Below are 18906 nucleotides of genomic sequence, written 5' to 3' on the forward strand. Positions count from 1 at the left end.
CGCATGGCCTGCCTATGTTGGCCAGCAGGATCAAAAGGGGACGGCCGCGTGGTGCTGACGACAATTGCCGATGGCGTGCTGGATGTTGCACAGGGCATCTACGACACGGGCGCGGACCTGCTGGGCGAACCGACCATCCGTCTGGGCGTGACGGGACTGGCGCGGTCGGGCAAGACTGTGTTCATCACATCGCTGGTCGCCAACCTGCTGGACTGTGGGCGCATGCCGCACCTGCTGGCCGCCAGCGAGGGGCGTATCGCCGCGGCTTATTTGCAGCCACAGCCCGACGACACCGTACCGCGGTTTGATTTCGAGACGCATATCGGCGCGCTCACCGGGCATCCGCCCATATGGCCCGACAGCACCCGTGCTGTCAGCGAATTGCGCGTGTCGCTCAAAGTCAAGCCAAACGGCCTGCTGGCTGGGTTGCAGGGACCGCGCACGATCCATCTCGACATCATCGACTACCCCGGCGAATGGCTGCTGGATCTTGGCCTGCTCGAGCAAAGCTATGACGACTGGTCCGCGCAGGCGCTGGCACGGGCAGGGGCGCGGGCGGTTGGTGCGGATTACATGGCCGCCATGGGGGACGCGGACGGCGCGGCCCCTCTGGACGAGGTGCAGGCCAAGACGCTTGCCGCGACTTATACGGCATATCTGCATGCTGCGCGCGGGGCGGGGTTCTATGATTGCACGCCGGGGCGCTTTTTGCTGCCCGGTGATCTGGCGGGCTCGCCCGTGCTGACCTTTGCGCCGCTGGTGCCGGGGGACGCGCCACGCCGGTCGCTGCGCCGTGAGATGGCGCGCCGGTTCGAGGCGTACAAGGCGCGGGTTGTCCGCCCGTTTTTCCGTGATCACTTTGCCCGCATCGACCGTCAGGTGGTGCTGGTCGATGCGCTGGGTGCGATCCATTCCGGCCCTGCTGCTGTCGAGGACATGCGGGCGGCGATGACTGAAATCCTGTCGGCCTTTCGCCCCGGTCGCAACGCATTCTTGACCCAGCTTTTTCGGGGCAAACGGGTGGAGCGTATTCTGTTCGCCGCGACCAAGGCGGACCATCTGCATCACGCCCAGCACCCCAAACTGACCGCGATCATGGAGGCGCTGACCCGCGAGGCGCGCGACCGGGCGCGCTTTGCCGGGGCCGAGACACAGGCGCTGGCGCTGGCGGCATTGCGCGCCACCACCGAAGAGACGGTTCAGCATGAGGGCGCGTCGCTGGACGTGGTGCGCGGCACGCTTTTGGACAGCGGCAAGCAGGCGGCGTTCTATCCCGGTGCCCTGCCTGACGACCCCGCACATATCCTCAATCCCGCGCGCAGCGGGGCCGAGGCGTGGTTGGACGAAGACTATCAAGTCATGCGCTTTGCGCCGGCACCCCTGACCCTGCGCCCCGGTGACGGCCCGCCGCACATGCGCATGGACCGCGCAGCTCAGTTCCTGTTTGGGGATCGGTTGTGACCGGCGTCCATATCCGGCCCGCGCGGAGCACGGATGCCGGTGCGGTTGGCGGCATTCTGTCCGCGTTTGTCGATGAAACCCCGTGGATGCCACGCCTGCATACCCGCGCCGAGGACATCGGCTTTGCCGGGCAGATGATCGACCGTGGTTGGGTCGATGTGGCGGAAACGGGTGGCTCTGTTGCGGGGTTCGCGGCCTGTGATGGCGAGACGCTGCATGCGCTCTATGTAACCACTGCGGCGCGCAGGCAGGGTCATGGGCAGGCTTTGCTGTTGCGGGTGCTGGACGCGTGTGACCGGCTCACGCTCTGGACTTTTCAGGCCAACACGGGCGCACAGGCGTTCTATGCCGCACACGGGTTTGCCGAGGTCGAGCGCACCGATGGCGCAGGCAATGACGAGGGGTTGCCGGACATCAAATTCATCTGGAAGAGGGAGACCGCCTGATGGCCAAGGGCCCTGTGCTGATCGAGATCGAGGATGCGGCGCCTCCGCCTGCCGTGGCTGATGCGCCCCCCGTACCGGACCTCGACACCGGACCACCAACCGGGGCGGCGGTCCAGATGGCCGCGCGCGTGATGGCACGCAAACCGTCGCGGTTGGCCCGGCTGTTCTGGGCGCTGGCGGGCGCATTGCTGGCCGCCGTGCTGAGCACCGCCGCCTGGGATTTCGTGACCGGCTGGATCGCGCGTGCGCCTGTGGTGGGGTGGGTGCTGGTTGGGCTGACCGGGGCCTTTGTGCTGTGCATGTTGGGCATCGCGCTGCGCGAGCTGGCGGCGTTGCGACGGCTGACACGGATTGACGGGCTGCGCCACAGCGCGGCTGAGGCGCGTGCGCAGGCGGATCTGCCTGCAGCGCGGCGCGTGGTAGATCGTTTGGATGCACTTTATGCCGCCCGGCCCGACACCGACTGGGCGCGAGCGCGCCTTGCCGATCTGCGCGGTGATCAGATGGATGCTACGGGCCTGCTGTCACTGGCCGAAGACACGTTGGTCAAACCGCTGGACCAAGCCGCTGAACGCGAGGTTGAGGCCGCCGCCCGGCAGGTTGCCACTGTCACGGCGCTGGTGCCGCTTGCATTGGCGGATGTCGCCACGGCGCTGGCGGCCAATCTACGCATGATCCGCCGGATCGCTGAAATCTATGGTGGACGCAGCGGTGTAATCGGCAGTTGGCGCCTGACCCGCGCGGTGATGACCCACCTTGTGGCCACTGGCGCTGTTGCGGTTGGCGATGATCTGTTGGAGCCGGTGCTGGGCGGCTCTATCCTGGGCAAACTTTCGCGCCGGTTTGGCGAAGGACTGGTGAACGGCGCGCTGACCGCCCGCGTCGGCGTTGCCGCAATGGAGGTCTGCCGCCCGCTTGCCTATCAACAGAATGCACGCCCCAAGGCACGCCGACTGGTGAAACAGGCGCTGAGCGGACTATTTCAAGGACAGGCTTCACAAAACCGGGACTGACGCTATGGAAACCTTTGCCGCCGACCTGTCCACAATGGTCCGTACCCCGCTGTGGGACAGCCACATCGCGGCGATGCGCAAGGTGGGCACCCTGGTGGACGTGGCAGCGGGCGAATGGTTCCAAAAGGCAGGTGAACGGATCGACACGTTCCACTATCTGCTGTCAGGCGAAACCGAGGCGATCAACGCCGCCACGGGCAAACGCTATGGCGCGGCGACACTGGGGCCAGGGCAGTTCTTTGGCGAGCTGGCCTTTTTGACCGGCGGGCGGGCGTTCATGGGCGGACGCGCCGTGCAAGACAGCCAGATGCTGTGCGTGCGCCGGGACGACATGCTGCGGCTGATGTCGGACATCCCCGAATTGTCGGACATCATCATCACCGTCTTTGCCGCGCGCCGCCGCCGGATGCTGGAAAATTCCGAAGGCGGCCTGACCCTGATTGGTGGCGAGACAAACCGGGACATCCGCCGCATCGCCAGCTTTGCAGCGCGCAACCGCATCCCCTTCAACGAGGTCGAAATTGACAGCACCGAGGGCAGCGACCTTGCCAATCAGTGCCGCATCGACCGCGCCCACCCGGCCGTTGTCTTTGCCAAACATCAGGTGATCGACCCACCCACGCCGCGTGGTGTGGCGCAGATGCTGGGCCTCGACATGGCCCTGCGCAAAGAGGACGTCTACGACGTGGCCATCGTGGGTGGTGGGCCTGCGGGCGTTGCGGCGGGTGTCTATGCCGGGGCCGAGGGGCTGTGTGCCGTTGTGCTCGAAGATCTGGCCGTGGGCGGACAGGCGGGCACCTCCAGCCGGATTGAGAATTACATGGGATTTCCCACGGGCATTTCTGGCGGTGACCTCGTGGGGCGGGGTGAAATTCAGGCGATGAAGTTCGGCACACGTTTTGCCATGCCGGTGCGCGCTCAAGAGTTGATGCAGTGCGAAAAGCACCTGTTTCATGTGCATCTCGACACTGGCGACTGGGTGTCGGCCAAGGCGCTGATCGTGGCAACAGGCGTGCAGTACCGCCGCCTGCCGCTGGACAAGCTGGAACAACTGGAGGGCAGTGGCGTCTATTATGCCGCCACAGACGTCGAGGCGCGGTACTGCAAGAACACCGAAGTCGCGATCATTGGCGGCGGCAACTCTGCCGGTCAGGCGGCGATGTTCCTCGCCCGCACCTCGAAACACGTTCACTTGCTGGTGCGGGGCAAGGGGCTGGCGGCGTCCATGTCTGATTACCTGTTGCAACGGCTCGAAAGCCATCCGGGCATCACCATCCACCTGTGCACCGAGGTCAAAGAACTGCATGGCGACGAGGTTATGAGTGGCATCACCGTGCGTGACCGGATCGGCGGGCAGGACTGGCGGCTCGACACGCGGGCGCTGTTCGTGATGGTGGGCGCGGCACCGAACACCGACTGGCTGTCGGGATTGGTTGAACTGGACCCGCGCGGTTTTGTCAAAACCGGGCGCGAGGTGGGGGGCGGCAACGCCTATGAGACCTCGCGCGCGGGCATCTTTGCTGTGGGCGACGTGCGCGCGGGGTCGGTCAAGCGCGTGGCCAGCGCCGTGGGCGAGGGATCGGTTGTCATGTCTGCCGTTTGGGCGCATATCAACGACACCTGAACCGGCGCGGCGCGGGGTGTTGTGCCGCAAGGTCTGGAATTCCCTGCCTTTTGTACGCCGTCGCCTGATCCTATCTTGGATGTCAGACGCAAGGGGGCGGTATGGAAGGTGCATTGATACTCTTGGGGTTGGTCCTGTTGGCCATCCCCGTGGCGGTGATCTATTTGCTGGTGTCCCTCGCCCGCCTGCGCACCCGTGTCTCAGTGCTGGAAACCGAGTTGGCGACGCAGGTCATGGTCGCCGACAGCACCCCGGATACCGCCCGAACGGTCCCACCCAAACCTGTTGAGCGACCCAAACCCGAACAACCCACCAAGGCAGCCGAGGCACAGACCTCGACCCCCTGGACGCCATCGGTCAAACCATCCGAACAAGTGCCGACCGCGCCCGACACCCCGCCCGAACCCGCGCCGCCAAGCCTCGCGCTGCGCGCGGTCCATTGGGCGGTAGCGAACTGGTTTTACCTGGTCTCAGCGGTGTCGCTGGCGCTTGCCGGGCTGTTTCTGGTGCAATACGGTGTGGAAAACGGTCTGTTTCCACCCGGCGCGCGGGTGTTGGCAGCCCTGGGATTTGGCGGTGCGTTGATTGCGGGGGGCGAGGTCATTCGCCGCCGCTTTGGCGATGACCCGGAACATGCCACCGCCTACCTGCCTTCGGTCTTTTCCGGCGCTGGTTTGGTGTCGCTCTTTGGCGGGATTGCTGCGGCGCATCTGCTCTATGGTTTGATCGGCGCTGAGGTGGCGTTTGTCGGCATGGCTGCCGTTGGCGTGTTGGGCGTGGGGCTTGGGTGGCTGCACGGCCCGCTGCTGGCGGTTGTGGGCGTGGTCGGTGCCTTTGCCGCGCCATTCCTTGTGGCGGGTACAGTACCGGCGCAGTCGTGGCTCTATATCTACTTTGCCATCATCACGGCGCTGGGTCTGAGCATCGACACGATCCGGCGCTGGGCGTGGGTCTCTGGGCTTAGCGTTGCATTGGGTTTTGGCGCGGGGTGGTTCAGCGCGCAAAGTTTCGATCTGGAGATGATCCTTGGGTTTCAGGCGCATGTGGTCGTCATGGTCCTGATGGCGACGCTGATCCCTGCGCGGGGTTTGCGGCCTGACCACGGCGGGGCCATGATCATTCCACTGGCGTTGGGACAACTGGGGCGCGGCGCGGTGCGCTGGCCCGGCTTTCCCACATTGCTGGCCGGGGCTGCGGTTGCCACGGCCAGTGCCGCGCTGTTGTGGACCGGAACATTGGGGGCCGAGCCGTTCTGGATGGCCGTTCTGAGCCTTGTTTTGCTGGCCGTCGCGTTGACCGCCTGGTCGACCACTGCGCCTGCGTTGCAGGATCTGATTGTCTTGCCGGTTCTTGCGCTGTTTGCTGTGGTTGCAATCGAAGGCAACAGCGGCGGTCCTGTCGTCCGTGCCTTTGCCGCGACCTACGACACCAACCCAGAGGCGGATTTTCCGTTGGCCGCGACCTTGCTTTGGGCGATTGGTCTTGGCCTCAGTGCTATGGCCGCAGGTCGGGCGTTGCGCGATGGGGCGGTGATGGCATGGGCGTTGGCGGCAGCGTTGATTGGCCCGGTCTTGGCCGTTGTGATTGAGGTCACGTGGACCCCGGCAAACACCATCGGGGCCTATCCTTGGGCGCTGCATGCGATGCTGACGGCGGTAGTGATGGTGGGGCTTGCCCTGCGCTTTGCCCGGATTGACGGGATGCGGCGTGACCGCGTGGCGCTGTTTGTGCTGTCGGCGCTGGCCTGCATGAGCTTTGCGTTTGTGCTGATCCTGACTTTGGCGGCCCTGACCGTTGCGCTGGCCCTTACGGTTGTTGCGGCAGCAGCACTTGATCGGCGCTTTGATCTGCGGCTGATGCAGTTGTTTGTGGTGGTGGGCGTTGCGGCGGTCAGCACCCGCCTGGTGGCTGATCCCGGTTTGGCCTGGGCGTTGGACGCGCCGCTGTGGGAGGTCCTGCTGGCCTATGCCGGCGCACTTGCCGCCTTTTGTGCTGCACTCTGGCTGCAACATCCGCGAGGGCGTGTGGCCGGATCGCTGGTTCTGGATACCGGCGCCTGGTCCGTGGCGGGGCTTTTGATGTCGGTGCTGCTGTTCCGTGCGATCGAGGCGGAGTTGGGCGAGGACGGCACGTTTTCGCACTGGGGTTTCGGCCTCTTTGCGGTGATCTGGCTGGGGTTGATGCTGGCGCAACTGGTGCGGATGCAGCGCCTTGGTGGTGCGCTGGGCTGGGTGCGGGGCGGGCTGGCGCTGGTCTTTGGCCTGATTGGCGGGTTGGTGTTGGTTGCGGGCCTGACGGTGCTGTCGCCGCTGGTGGCGGATTGGGGCAGTCGGGTGTCCGGGCCACCGGTGCTGAACACGCTGGCCGTGGCCTATGCGTTGCCCGCGTTGCTTTTGGCGCTGGGGGCGACGCGCCTGCGTGCGGGCCTTTTGCGCACTGGCATGTGGGGCGTGGCGGGGGCGTTGGGTGTCTACTGGGCGTTCGCGGCGCTGCGGCACCTGTGGCAGGGGGCGGCGCAGATGCCGCTCGACAACGGGTTCCTGCAGCCCGAGCTCTACAGCTATACGGTGGCACTGTTGGTTGCGGGCGCGGCACTGTTCTATCAGGCGCTTGCGCGTGGTTCCGTGATGCTGCGGCGGGCGGGTCTGGTGGTTATTGGTCTGGCCGTGGCCAAAGTGTTCCTGATCGACATTTCGGGCCTTGAGGGGCTGACACGGGTGCTGTCACTAATGGTTCTGGGCCTGTCGCTGGCGGGCCTTGCATGGCTGAACCGCTGGGCGCAAAGCCGCGCCTAGCGCAGCGGGTCGCCCTTGGGAAAGGCAGGCAGCAGCGTGCCACAGACCAGACGCGACAGGATGGCAGGGACCGGAGGCACCATCGACACAGGGAACAACACCCGGTCACGCAGCACGGGCAGCCAGCGGCTGTCGGACTGATACTGCGGTGTGAACGCCCAACTCATCGCCTGATAGGCGCGTACATGCCAGCGGCGGCTGCGGGCATAGACGTCCAAGGCGCGCTCTGGCCCATGTTGGCGTAGTGCTGCGACGAGCGCGTAGGCGTCCAACAGCGCCATGTTGGCACCTTGGCCCAGTTGCGGGCTGGCGCGGTGTGCCGCGTCCCCGATATGAGCGATGCCCCGGCCATGCGGCACCTCCAGCGTTCCGTGCGAATATTGCGCCATGGTCAACTGTGCAGGATCGGTGATCTTTGCTGCAAAGGGCACAAAGTCAGGCCACAGGCTTTCCGCTTCGCGCCGCCAAGCGTCGAGGCCCTGTGCCTGCCAGTCCGCATAGGCACTGCGCGGCAGCGACCAAAAGATCGCGGCCATGGGTCCCGACGCGCCCGGCGGTGTGCCGATGGGCAGGACACCCAGCATCCGACTGGCCCGCCGGTACGTCTGGCGCAACTCATCCGTGGGCAGGGCCGTGCCTTCGGGCCAGGCCACATTCGCCCAGAGCGCGCCATAGGGCAGGGCGCGCGACCGCAACGGCGTGAGCGCGGAATTGGCCCCCAATGCGTCGATGATCAGGTCAAAGCCGTCCAGTCGAGTGCCGTCCTCACCCATGATCCAGCCATGTTCGCCACGGGCAACCGCCATGCCCAGATGCAGCGTCACACCCGCCGCTTGGGCCGCGTCCCACAGAGCGGAAAAGAGCGCGTTGCGGTGCACGGCCAGACCTGTGCGTTGGCTGTGGGCGCGGTCATACCAGACGTCGAGCACACGACGGCCCGAAACGGCGTCGTGGCCCAGCATGCGGTGCACGCGGTTGCCGGTGGCCAGCACGTGGTCCGCGACACCGCAAGCGGCCAGAACGGCCTGACCAACGGGTTGGATCACGAGGCCCGAACCAACCGGGGCAGGGGCCTCAAATTGGTCGATCAGCGTGACGTCGGCCCCGGATTGGCGCAGCAGGATCGCTGCGGCGAGGCCACCGATCCCGGCACCTGCGATTGCGATTTTCATAGTGTCTCCTGCGGACTACCTTTGTCACGTGCCACCTTAGACACTCCGATCCGGTGGCGTAGGGCGCAAATCGACGCGCCAGCGGCGGGCAGGCGTGACTCAAAGGCCGCCTGTCGGCGACACGATGTTTCAGGGGGCTGCGCCCCCGTCCGTGCGGACTCCCCCCGGTGCGGGTGGCAGAGGCATTTCCCGCAACGGGCATGCGGGGTCTTGTGAGGCTGCAATGTGCTGCCTATAAGGCGCCCATGATGCAACGGATCATCATTCTGCGAATTATATCCCCGGCGCTCTGACAGATCATTGAGCCGCCGGGTAAAGGTGCTTGAGACAACTCGCACCGCACCACCGCCATTTACCAGATGTACGACCCATAGAGGACGCCACCCATGTGCCCCGAGTCCGTAAGCGACAGCCCTGACTACAAACACACACTCAACCTGCCCAAAACCGATTTCCCGATGCGCGCTGGCCTGCCCAAGCGCGAGCCCGGTTGGTTGGACCGTTGGGCGCAGATCGGGATCTATGATCGCCTGCGCGACAAGGCCGTTGCAGCAGAGGGCGCGCGCGCGCCGTTCACGCTGCATGACGGCCCTCCTTACGCCAACGGTCACCTGCATATCGGCCACGCCTTGAACAAGACGATCAAGGACATGATCGTGCGTTCGCACCAGATGATGGGCCGCGATGCGCGGTACATCCCTGGCTGGGATTGTCATGGTCTGCCCATCGAGTGGAAGATCGAAGAACAGTACCGCAAGAAGGGCCGCGACAAGGATCAGGTGCCGATCAATGAGTTTCGCGCAGAATGTCGCGACTTTGCCGCCGGTTGGGTCGACATCCAGCGCGAAGAATTCAAGCGTCTGGGCATCACCGGCAATTGGGATCAGCCCTATTTGACCATGGATTTCCATGCCGAACGGGTGATTGCCGAAGAGTTCATGAAGTTCCTGATGAACGGCACGCTCTATCAGGGTTCCAAGCCCGTGATGTGGTCGCCGGTTGAGCAGACCGCACTGGCCGAGGCGGAGGTCGAGTATCACGACAAAGACAGCTTTACCATCTGGGTGAAGTTCAAGGTTGTAGGTACAGGTGATGCGACGCTGGACAGCGCGCAGGTGGTGATCTGGACCACAACGCCTTGGACGATGCCGTCGAACAAAGCGGTCGTTTACGGCGAAAATATCTCTTATGGCCTCTACGAGATCATCGGGCGGCCCGAGGAGTGTTGGGCCACGATCGGCGACCGCTATATCCTTGCTGACAACCTTGCGTCAGACGTGCTGGGCCGCGCGCGGCTGGATGAGACGATGTATCGCCGTTTGTGCGACATCAGCCAGGACGATCTTGCCAAGATCACGCTGACCCACCCGCTGAACGGGGCCGAGGGCGGCAATGGCGAATGGGACGACATCCGCGACTTCCGCGCGGCAGAGTTTGTGACTGATACCGAAGGCACTGGCTTTGTCCACTGCGCGCCGTCACACGGGATGGAGGAATACGAGCTCTACCGTGAACTCGGCATGCTCGAACAGGTCATCACCTACAACGTGAACCCCGACGGGCGCTTCCGCGACGATCTGCCGTTCTTTGGTGGCAAGGCGATCCTGAAGCCCAATGGGAAAGAGGGCAACGCCAACGCCGCTGTCATCGACAAGCTGGCCGAAGTTGGCGGGTTGCTCGCGCGTGGCAAGATCAAGCACTCCTATCCACACTCCTGGCGGTCGAAAGCGCCGGTGATTTACCGCAACACGCCCCAATGGTTCGCCGCCATCGACAAGCCTGTGGGCGACGGGCAAGACACCCATGGCACCACGATCCGGCAGCGTGCGTTGACCGAGATCGACAACGTGAACTGGACGCCGCAATCGGGTCGCAACCGCCTGCATTCCATGATGGAGGCGCGCCCCGACTGGGTGCTGTCGCGCCAGCGTGCATGGGGCGTGCCGCTCACCTGCTTTACCAAGAAAGGTGCGCTGCCCACGGATGATGATTTCCTGCTGCGCAACCCACAGGTCAACCGCCGCATCACGTCGGCCTTTGAGGCCGAAGGGGCCGATGCGTGGTATGACGAGGATGCCAAGCAGCGCTTTCTCGAAGGGATCGTGAACCCTGACGACTACGAACAGGTCACCGATATTCTCGACGTGTGGTTTGATTCCGGGTCCACCCACGCGTTTGTCCTGCGCGACCGCGAGGATGGGTCGGATGACGGCGTCGCTGATGTCTATATGGAAGGCACCGACCAGCACCGTGGTTGGTTCCATTCGTCCTTGTTGCAGTCCGTCGGCACCACCGGTCGCGCGCCCTACCGCAACGTCGTGACCCATGGGATGACGCTCGATGAAAAGGGCTTCAAGATGTCGAAGTCCATCGGCAACACCATCGTGCCCGAGGAAGTGATCAAGCAATACGGCGCTGACATCCTGCGCCTTTGGGTGGCTCAGACGGACTATACCGCCGACCAGCGGATCGGGCCGGAGATCCTGAAGGGCGTGGCCGACAGCTACCGCCGTTTGCGCAACACGATGCGGTTCATGCTGGGGTCTCTTGCAGACTTTGCTGAGGCAGATCGGACCGACCCCGCCGACATGCCCGAACTGGAACAATGGGTGCTGCACCGTCTGGCCGAATTGGACCAAACCGTGCGCGAAGGGTACGGCGCGTTCGATTTCCAACGGGTGTTCTCGGCCGTATTCACATTCGCCACGGTGGACCTGTCGGCCTTCTACTTCGACATCCGCAAGGACGCGCTCTATTGCGACGGGGATACGCCGGAACGGAGGGCCGCACGCAGCGTGCTGGACCTGCTCTATCACCGGCTGACCACATGGCTGGCCCCCATCCTCGTCTTCACGATGGAAGAGGTCTGGCTCGAGCGGAACCCCGGCGACGACAGCTCGGTCCACCTGACCGACATCCCCGACACGCCCGCCACATGGCGCAACGACGCACTGGCGGCCAAATGGGCGGGCATCCGTGCCGCGCGCCGCACCGTCACCGCCGCGCTGGAGATCCAGCGTACAGACAAGGTGATCGGCGCCTCGCTCGAAGCAGCCCCGGTTGTGCACATCGACGACGCCGACCTTGCTGCGGCGGTGCAGGCGCTGCCCTTTGCAGACATCTGCATCACATCGCAGATCGAAGTCACCACGGACCCGGCCCCGTCCGAGGCGTTCCGCATGCCCGAAACCCCCGGCGTAGCCGTATTGTTCGAAAAGGCGGCTGGTGACAAATGTGCCCGTTGTTGGAAGGTCCTGCCGGACGTCGGCACACATGCGCATGCTGGCGTCTGTGGTCGCTGCAACACAGCGCTCGGTTAAGCTGGCGCGCGCAGCCAACAAAAACAGATCCAGGGCAAATCGTCCTGGCCCACCCCATTCGAATAACAACCCGACGCTGCACTCCAGTGCACCGGGGGAGTCCGCAAGGACGGGGGCACAGCCCCCTGAAACATCGCGTCCGCGCAGCGGTCCTTTGGATCAATAGAAACTCTGAGGGTCGATATCGACGGCCAGACGTAACTCGCCCTTCAGACGCAACTGCCCGACCCACTGGGCAATCGCACCCTGCAACGCAACACCCTTGCCCGCCTTCACCAACAGACGCACACGGTGGCGGCCGCGTATCCGCGCAATCGGGGCAGGGGCGGGGCCAAAGACCTGCGCGCCCACCCGCGCCAGTGCGCCCGTGTTGCGCGCCAGCGCGTTGGCCGCGTCAAACACCTGCGCCACATCCGGCCCGCTCAGGATGATCCCCGCCATGCGCCCATAGGGCGGCACACCCGCCGCCTCACGTTCTGCCGCCTCGGCGCGCCAGAAACCTTCCTCGTCACCGGCCAGAATGGCACGTATGACCGGGTGTTCGGGCTGATAGGTCTGCAACAAGGCGGTGCCGGGCTTTTCCGCCCGTCCCGCACGACCCGCCACCTGCCGCATCAACTGAAACGTCCGTTCCGCCGCGCGCAGGTCCGAGCCTTGCAAGCCCAGATCGGAATCAATCACCCCTACCAGCGTCAGGTTGGGAAAGTTATGCCCCTTGGCCACCAGTTGCGTGCCGATGATCACATCAGCACCCCCCATCGCGATGCCCTCGATCTCTGCCTTGAGCGCGCGGGCAGACCCGTACATGTCCGAACTCAGAACCGCGACCCGTGCGTCCGGGAACAAGGCCGTGGCCTCTTCGCCCAGCCGTTCGACACCGGGGCCAACCGGGGCCATGCGGTCCTCTGCCTCGCAGGACGGGCAGGTGGTCGGCATGGGTTTCGTCTCACCACACTGATGGCACATCAGGCGCTTCAGGAACCGGTGCTCGACCATGCGCGCATCACATTGGTCACAACCCACCTGATGCCCGCACGCCCGGCACAGCGTGATCGGCGCATAGCCGCGGCGGTTCAGGAACAGCATGGCCTGCTCCCCGTTTTCCAGCCGCTGATCCACCGCGCGTTTCAGCGTGTCCGACACCCAACGGTTCGAGGGCAGCTTTTCCCCGCGCATGTCGATCGTCTGCATCGTGGGCATCACCGCAGGACCAAACCGCGCCTCCAGATCCAGCCGCGTGTATTTGCCACTCTCCGCATTGGCCCAGCTTTCCAGCGACGGCGTGGCCGAGGCCAGCACCACCTGCGCACCCAAGAGCGACGCGCGCAGCACCGCCATATCGCGCGCATTGTAAAGAACACCGTCTTCCTGCTTGTAGGACGTGTCGTGTTCCTCATCCACGACGATCAGGCCAAGGTTCTGATAGGGCAGGAACAGGGCCGACCGCGCCCCGATCACCAGTTGCGCATTGCCTTGCCCCACCATGCGCCAGATGCGCCGACGTTCGGTCATGGTCGCACCCGAATGCCACTCGGCAGGGCGCGCGCCAAACCGTTGTTCGACCCGTTTCAGGAACTCCGCGGTCAGCGCAATTTCGGGCAACAGGACCAGTGCCTGCCGTCCCGACGCCAGACAGGCGGCTACGGCTTCAAGGTAAACCTCGGTCTTGCCCGACCCGGTCACGCCCCGCAGCAAAGTTGTGCCGTAACGCTCTGATTTCACCGCGTCCGCGATGTGCGACGACGCGCGCGCCTGATCTTCGGTCAGGGCCTTGCCGGGGCGCGACGGGTCCATCGGGGGAAAGGGCAGATCGCGGGGGCTGTCTTCTTCGGCGACGGCGTTCTGTTTGACCAATCCTTTGATCACCGACGATGTCACGCCGGACAGTTCGGCCAGCTCTTTGAGCGTAAAGGCCAGATCGCCGTATTCGGCCAGAAATTCCAGCACCCGGCGGCGCGCATCGGTCATCCGGTCCGGCTCGGACGGGCCGCGCCTGTACACCTTGCGCATCGACGGCGGATCACCCAGCCCCGGTGCGCGCGTCGCCAGCCGCAGCATCGCAGGCATCGGCGTCAGCGTGTAGGCGGCGGCCTTTTCGAGAAAGGCGCGCATCTCGTCGCGCATTGGGGCCGCGTCGAGGACCCGCATGACCGAACGCACCTTGGCGTAGTCATAATCGCCCTTGCCCGGCCCCCAGACGACACCCAAAACCTTGCGCGGACCCAGTGGCACCTCGACAAAGGCCCCCAGATGGCACCCGCCCTCAGGCGCCTTGTAATCCAGCGCCCGGTCCAGCGGCTGCGTGGTCAGCACGGCGACCAGCGCGCCTTCGTCAAAAAAGGACGGCGTCATGTTAGCGCCAACATATGAGGGGTTCAGTCTTCACCCGCCATGAGGTAAAGGCTGCACAAGCAAACGCCAAGCCATCAAGAGGACCGCATATGAAATTCTTCGTAGACTCAGCCGAGATCGACGCCATTGCAGAGTTGAACGCACTGGGCATGGTTGACGGTGTCACCACGAACCCGTCGCTGATCCAGAAATCGGGGCGCAACATCCTCGAAGTGACCAAGGAAATCTGCGACCTCGTTGAGGGCCCGGTCAGCGCCGAAGTTGTGGCCCTCGAAGCGGACGCCATGATCGCCGAAGGTCGCAAGCTGGCCGAGATCGCCGAGAACATCACCATCAAGCTGCCGCTGACATGGGACGGCCTGAAGGCGTGCAAGGTGCTGTCGGGCGACGGTCACATGGTCAATGTCACGCTGTGTTTCTCCGCCAATCAGGCGCTCTTGGCAGCCAAGGCCGGCGCCACGTTCATCTCGCCCTTCATCGGGCGTCTGGACGATATCCACATCGACGGCCTCGAGCTGATCGAGGACATCCGCACCATCTATGACAACTATGGGTTTGAAACCGAGATCCTCGCGGCGTCCATCCGGTCGGTCAATCACATCCAGGATTGTGCCAAGATCGGCGCCGATGTCATCACCTCGCCCCCGGACGTGATCAAAAAGCTGGCCAACCACCCGCTGACCAATGCCGGCCTCGAACAGTTCATGAAAGACTGGGCTAAGACAGGCCAGAACATCCTGTAAAATCAGGTGGTTCTGGCCCGCCTTAGCAGCACGCGCAAAGCATCGGGGGCCAGAGGGAAAATTTGGGTCCCCAGTTCGTGAGTGATGGCTTTGGCGGTCTGTTTCATGGGCCCGATATGGCAGGGCCACGCACATCGATCACGGGGAGAAGTCACAACCGCTTCCCCCCGTATGACGCGAATGCGCAACAACACGCCAAATGCCTGCAATTTGTCAAAGATGGGTGCAGATTTTTCCGCCCCGCCATGCTAAGGCTGGTAAAAATAAGAATTTGAGTACGGTATGAGCAGCCAGCCGAAAATTGACGACGCCTTGAGAGAGGCCATTATTACCCGTCCCGATGTCATTCTAGACGACAAGGACCTGATGCACGCCCTGATCGCCGCGAACGAACGCGCTATGGGTGGCAATATCGTGGATCTTCGCGGTCTTGCGATGGAACGCCTCGAGGCACGTCTTGACCGGCTTGAGGACACGCACCGCTCGGTGATCGCAGCAGCCTATGAAAACCTGGCTGGCACCAATCAGGTCCACCGCGCCATCCTGCGGATGCTCGACCCCCTCGAGTTTGAGGCGTTCCTGCGCGATCTGGGTGGCGAAGTTGCCGAAATCCTGCGCGTGGATGCGGTCAAACTGGTGCTCGAATCCGTCCAGAACGACAACGACCCCGCGGTGCAACGCCTCGGTGACGTGCTGAACGTGGCCGAACCCGGCTTTATCGACGACTACCTGACCCACGGCCGTGGCGGCACGGTACGGCAAGTCACCCTGCGCCAGGTGCAGGATGCCGACCCGGCCATCTACGGCAATGACGGCAGCTGGATCCGCTCCGAAGCATGCCTGAAACTCGACTTTGGTGACGGGCGTTTGCCCGGCCTGCTGGTCATGGGCGCCGAAGACCCGCACATGTTTGGCCCGCAACAAGGCACGGACCTGCTTGCGTTCTTTACCGGTGTGTTCGAACGGGCCATGCGGCGCTGGCTGGGATAATTCCGTCCCACCCGGTAACCGGAACGGACAATATGGCCGCGCATCTGTGGGGCCTTCACGAGGTGTGATGTCAGAGACCGCCAACACCATGCTGATCTCGGCCGCTGCGCGCGATGCGCTTGAAACCTTTTTGGCCTATCAGCGCAGCATCAAAGGTGCGGCGGAAAATACCACGCTGGCCTACGGGCGCGACATCACTGAATTTCTGGCCTTCATGACCACGCATTCCGGGCAGACGCAGGGCCTGGGCGCACTGGCACGGATCACCACGCAGGACATGCGCGCGTGGATGGCGCGGACGCGGTCCGGGGGCGTTGGACCCCGGTCGCTGGCGCGCAAACTGTCGGCGGTCAAGGCGTTCTACAAATGGCTGGCCAGCCGCGAGGGGTTTGAACCCACCGCTGTCCTCAGCACAAGATCCCCCAAGTTCACCAAGAAACTGCCGCGCCCGCTGGCTGAAGATGCCGCGCGCGAACTGCTCGACATCACGTCGCTGCAATCGGACAAACCGTGGGTCGGCGCGCGCGACACGGCGGTCTTGACCCTGCTGTGGGGCTGCGGGCTGCGGATTTCCGAGGCTCTGGGCCTTTTGGCCGGACAGGCGCCACTGCCGCAAGTGCTGCGCATCACCGGCAAGGGCGGCAAGGAACGCATCGTGCCAGTGATCGATGCCGCCCGCGTCGCGGTGGACACCTATGTTGCGGCCTGTCCCTACGATCTGCCCGCCGACAGGCCGCTGTTTCGCGCCATTCGCGGCGGGCCGCTGGCACCACGTGCCATCCAAAAGGTGATGGCGCAGGCGCGCATGCAACTGGGCCTGCCAGCCTCTGCGACACCCCATGCGATGCGGCACAGCTTTGCCACGCATTTGTTGAACGCGGGCGGGGACTTGCGCGCCATTCAGGAACTGCTGGGCCATGCGTCTTTGTCCACAACACAGGCCTATACCGCCGTCGATACGGTGCGCCTGATGGAAGTCTACGCGCGGGCGCATCCCAAGGCGTAAACGCCGCCCGCTTGCTTCACGGAAATGTGCACCAAAGGTGATGGGGCTTTCGCGTCAGACTGTGCCAAGGTGTCGCACGGCATGCCGCCGTACACCAAACAGCCATATAGCCGGGAGGGGACCCCCAAAATGATCCGCAAATTCGCGCTCGCCGCCGCACTCACCGTTGTTGCCGGTGCTGCCAGCGCCCAGGACTGCACCGCCATCACTGTCGAAGACGCCTTTGACCTCGACGAAAGCCAGATCAACGTCCTGTACGACTGCCTGCAAGAAAAGATGGCCACCGGTTATGCCAAGGAAGGTGACGAAATCGGCACCAACTATCGCAGCTGGGCACCCACAGCGTCCCGTCCGGCCGTGGCTGGCCCGCATGGCAACCGTCTGCTGAACACCTACGCCAACGACGTGGCCGCCGAGCAGTATCTCAAGTTCGAAGAAGAGGGCGTCGAGATGCCCGTGGGTTCGATCCTTGCCAAGGAATCGATCACCGTTTCGATCAAGAAAAAGGCCGCGCGCCCCGGACCCCTCTTTATCATGACCAAGGTCGGTCTGGACGAAGCCCCCGACACCGCGGGCTGGCTCTATGCCGGTCTGCAGCCCAACGGCAAAGTGATGAAGGTCAAGCAGAGCTTCTGCCACGACTGTCATGCCGGTTGGGAAGACCAGGATTTCCTGGGCTATCCCGTCGAAGAAGTCCGTCTGGGCCAATAAGTTCACACGCCCTTGCGGCCTGGACCAGAACCGCGCCGGTCGCCCCGGCGCGGTTTTTTGCATTTGCAACCGGGCGGGGGCTGGGCCATGACGGGGCATGACACACCGTTTCCGCGCCCTTGGCGTTCACCTCTTCACCGCCACCGGTGCCGTGTTTGCCATGCTGGCGATGCTTGCGGCCGTGGATGCCAAATGGGATCTCATGTTTGTCTGGCTTGTCGTGGCCTTTGCCGTGGACGGCATCGATGGCCCGCTTGCGCGCAAATATGACGTCAAAACGAACGCACCCGAATTTGACGGCGTTCTGCTCGACCTGATCATCGACTATCTGACCTACGTGTTTATTCCGGCCTTTGCGCTGTTTGCGTCCGGGTTGATGGCGGGCTGGACGGGGTGGGCGGCGATCATCCTTATCACCTTTGCCAGTGCGATGTATTTCGCCGACACCCGGATGAAGACCAAGGACAACTCGTTTTCCGGCTTTCCAGGCTGTTGGAACATGGTGGTGCTGGTGATCTTTGCGCTCGAGCCCAATTTCTGGGTCAGCCTGGCGCTCGTCAGCGTGCTGGCGGTGGGCATGTTCCTGCCGCTGAAATTTGTCCATCCCGTGCGCACCGAACGCTGGCGGTTGGTGACGTTGCCGATGGCGCTGGCCTGGACGTTCTTTGCGGGTTGGGCGGCCTGGGTGGATTTCCATCCCGAAAGCTGGGCGCATTGGGGCCTCGTGCTGACATCGCTTTACCTGTTGTTTGCGGGCGTCGCCCAACAGCTGATCCCGCAACGCTAGATCAGGTAGCCACCCGCTCGCTCGTGGCGCAGCAGGGCCACCTTGGTCTCGACCCCACCCGCTCCGGAAAAGCCGGTCAACCCCTTGGCCCCCATCACCCGGTGGCAGGGGATAATGATCGGAATGGGGTTGCCGCCGCAGGCCTGACCGATGGCCTGTGCCGGGACGCCCAGTTGTTTGGCGATGTCGCCATATGTCAGGGTGTAGCCAAAGGGGATTGCACGCATCGCGTCGCAGACATCCCGCTGCAACTGCGATCCGCCCACCGACAAAGGCAGGTCAAACACCTCGCGGCGGCCTGCATCGTATTCGGCGAGTTGCATGGCCGCAGTGTCCAGAACTTCCGATTGATCGGCACAGCCTGACACGCCCCATTCAACGCGTACCAGTGCGCCGTCTGCCTCCGTCAGGATCAGGTCACCAAACTGCGTGTGCACATCACGTTGAAACATACGCCAATCCTGCCCGCAGGGGGTGTGATCGCGC

14 protein-coding genes are annotated in these 18906 nt (G+C 63.9%); 11 read left to right on the top strand and 3 right to left on the bottom strand.

The features are described 5' to 3' along the window. Window positions 1-48 precede the first annotated feature (48 nt). From Q0936_RS09600 to Q0936_RS09620, 5 genes are all read left to right on the top strand, one after another. Window positions 49-1461: a YcjX family protein gene (locus Q0936_RS09600; RefSeq protein ID WP_299297169.1), complete on the top strand. Its 1413-nt coding sequence runs from the start codon at window positions 49-51 to the stop codon at window positions 1459-1461. After that, window positions 1458-1907, top strand: a complete 450-nt coding sequence (locus Q0936_RS09605) for a GNAT family N-acetyltransferase (RefSeq protein ID WP_299297168.1) — start codon at window positions 1458-1460, stop codon at window positions 1905-1907. Before Q0936_RS09600 ends, Q0936_RS09605 begins: the two co-directional genes overlap by 4 nt. Further along, window positions 1907-2920, top strand: a complete 1014-nt coding sequence (locus Q0936_RS09610) for a YcjF family protein (RefSeq protein WP_299297166.1) — start codon at window positions 1907-1909, stop codon at window positions 2918-2920. Before Q0936_RS09605 ends, Q0936_RS09610 begins: the two co-directional genes overlap by 1 nt. A gap of 4 nt (window positions 2921-2924) precedes the next feature. Further along, window positions 2925-4544 (top strand): FAD-dependent oxidoreductase, encoded by a 1620-nt coding sequence (locus Q0936_RS09615; RefSeq protein WP_299297164.1) that lies wholly within the window; start codon window positions 2925-2927, stop codon window positions 4542-4544. Window positions 4545-4645: 101 nt separating this feature from the next. Beyond that, the gene (locus tag Q0936_RS09620) at window positions 4646-7339 is read left to right on the top strand and encodes a DUF2339 domain-containing protein (RefSeq protein WP_299297162.1); all 2694 of its coding nucleotides are present in this window, start codon (window positions 4646-4648) and stop codon (window positions 7337-7339) included. Here the strand turns inward: Q0936_RS09620 and Q0936_RS09625 are convergent. Then, complete coding sequence (locus Q0936_RS09625; protein WP_299297161.1) at window positions 7336-8511, bottom strand: NAD(P)/FAD-dependent oxidoreductase; 1176 nt, start codon at window positions 8509-8511, stop codon at window positions 7336-7338. The two genes, Q0936_RS09620 and Q0936_RS09625, sit on opposite strands and share 4 nt — an antisense overlap. Before the next feature lie 386 nt (window positions 8512-8897). Here Q0936_RS09625 and ileS point away from each other — a divergent pair, with 386 nt between their 5' ends. Further along, on the top strand, window positions 8898-11831 hold the full coding sequence (gene ileS / locus Q0936_RS09630; RefSeq protein ID WP_299297160.1) for an isoleucine--tRNA ligase: 2934 nt from the start codon (window positions 8898-8900) through the stop codon (window positions 11829-11831). 159 nt (window positions 11832-11990) lie between these two features. Here ileS and Q0936_RS09635 read toward each other — a convergent pair whose 3' ends face one another. After that, window positions 11991-14183 (bottom strand): primosomal protein N', encoded by a 2193-nt coding sequence (locus Q0936_RS09635; protein WP_299297158.1) that lies wholly within the window; start codon window positions 14181-14183, stop codon window positions 11991-11993. 89 nt (window positions 14184-14272) lie between these two features. On the opposite strand from Q0936_RS09635, the gene fsa reads away from it, so the two are divergent. The 5 genes from fsa (at window position 14273) to Q0936_RS09660 (ending at window position 18420) form a co-directional block, all read left to right on the top strand. Continuing rightward, window positions 14273-14926: a fructose-6-phosphate aldolase gene (fsa, locus tag Q0936_RS09640; RefSeq protein ID WP_299297157.1), complete on the top strand. Its 654-nt coding sequence runs from the start codon at window positions 14273-14275 to the stop codon at window positions 14924-14926. A gap of 282 nt (window positions 14927-15208) precedes the next feature. After that, window positions 15209-15916: a DUF484 family protein gene (locus tag Q0936_RS09645; RefSeq protein ID WP_299141503.1), complete on the top strand. Its 708-nt coding sequence runs from the start codon at window positions 15209-15211 to the stop codon at window positions 15914-15916. Window positions 15917-15983: 67 nt separating this feature from the next. Continuing rightward, the gene (locus Q0936_RS09650; RefSeq protein WP_299297155.1) at window positions 15984-16922 is read left to right on the top strand and encodes a tyrosine recombinase XerC; all 939 of its coding nucleotides are present in this window, start codon (window positions 15984-15986) and stop codon (window positions 16920-16922) included. Between the two features lie 129 nt (window positions 16923-17051). Continuing rightward, window positions 17052-17633 carry a cytochrome P460 family protein gene (locus tag Q0936_RS09655; protein WP_299141498.1) on the top strand — a complete coding sequence of 194 codons (582 nt, stop codon included), beginning with the start codon at window positions 17052-17054 and terminating at the stop codon, window positions 17631-17633. Between the two features lie 97 nt (window positions 17634-17730). After that, entirely contained in the window at window positions 17731-18420 is a 690-nt protein-coding gene (locus tag Q0936_RS09660; protein ID WP_299141495.1) for a CDP-alcohol phosphatidyltransferase family protein, read from the top strand. On the opposite strand, the gene Q0936_RS09665 is transcribed toward Q0936_RS09660, so the two are convergent. Beyond that, on the bottom strand, window positions 18417-18872 hold the full coding sequence (locus tag Q0936_RS09665) for a methylated-DNA--[protein]-cysteine S-methyltransferase (RefSeq protein WP_299141494.1): 456 nt from the start codon (window positions 18870-18872) through the stop codon (window positions 18417-18419). The two genes, Q0936_RS09660 and Q0936_RS09665, sit on opposite strands and share 4 nt — an antisense overlap. Window positions 18873-18906 lie beyond the last annotated feature (34 nt).

This window comes from uncultured Tateyamaria sp. (genome assembly GCF_947488715.1).
In the GTDB taxonomy this organism is placed as follows: domain Bacteria; phylum Pseudomonadota; class Alphaproteobacteria; order Rhodobacterales; family Rhodobacteraceae; genus Tateyamaria.

Coding starts and splice junctions, on each gene's coding strand:
- Q0936_RS09610 (WP_299297166.1), top strand. CDS start 1,907: ATGGCCAAGGGCCCTGTGCTGATCGAGATCGAGGATGCGGCGCCTCCG.
- Q0936_RS09615 (WP_299297164.1), top strand. CDS start 2,925: ATGGAAACCTTTGCCGCCGACCTGTCCACAATGGTCCGTACCCCGCTG.
- Q0936_RS09620 (WP_299297162.1), top strand. CDS start 4,646: ATGGAAGGTGCATTGATACTCTTGGGGTTGGTCCTGTTGGCCATCCCC.
- Q0936_RS09625 (WP_299297161.1), bottom strand. CDS start 8,511: ATGAAAATCGCAATCGCAGGTGCCGGGATCGGTGGCCTCGCCGCAGCG.
- ileS (WP_299297160.1), top strand. CDS start 8,898: ATGTGCCCCGAGTCCGTAAGCGACAGCCCTGACTACAAACACACACTC.
- Q0936_RS09635 (WP_299297158.1), bottom strand. CDS start 14,183: ATGACGCCGTCCTTTTTTGACGAAGGCGCGCTGGTCGCCGTGCTGACC.
- fsa (WP_299297157.1), top strand. CDS start 14,273: ATGAAATTCTTCGTAGACTCAGCCGAGATCGACGCCATTGCAGAGTTG.
- Q0936_RS09645 (WP_299141503.1), top strand. CDS start 15,209: ATGAGCAGCCAGCCGAAAATTGACGACGCCTTGAGAGAGGCCATTATT.
- Q0936_RS09650 (WP_299297155.1), top strand. CDS start 15,984: ATGTCAGAGACCGCCAACACCATGCTGATCTCGGCCGCTGCGCGCGAT.
- Q0936_RS09655 (WP_299141498.1), top strand. CDS start 17,052: ATGATCCGCAAATTCGCGCTCGCCGCCGCACTCACCGTTGTTGCCGGT.
- Q0936_RS09660 (WP_299141495.1), top strand. CDS start 17,731: ATGACACACCGTTTCCGCGCCCTTGGCGTTCACCTCTTCACCGCCACC.
- Q0936_RS09665 (WP_299141494.1), bottom strand. CDS start 18,872: ATGTTTCAACGTGATGTGCACACGCAGTTTGGTGACCTGATCCTGACG.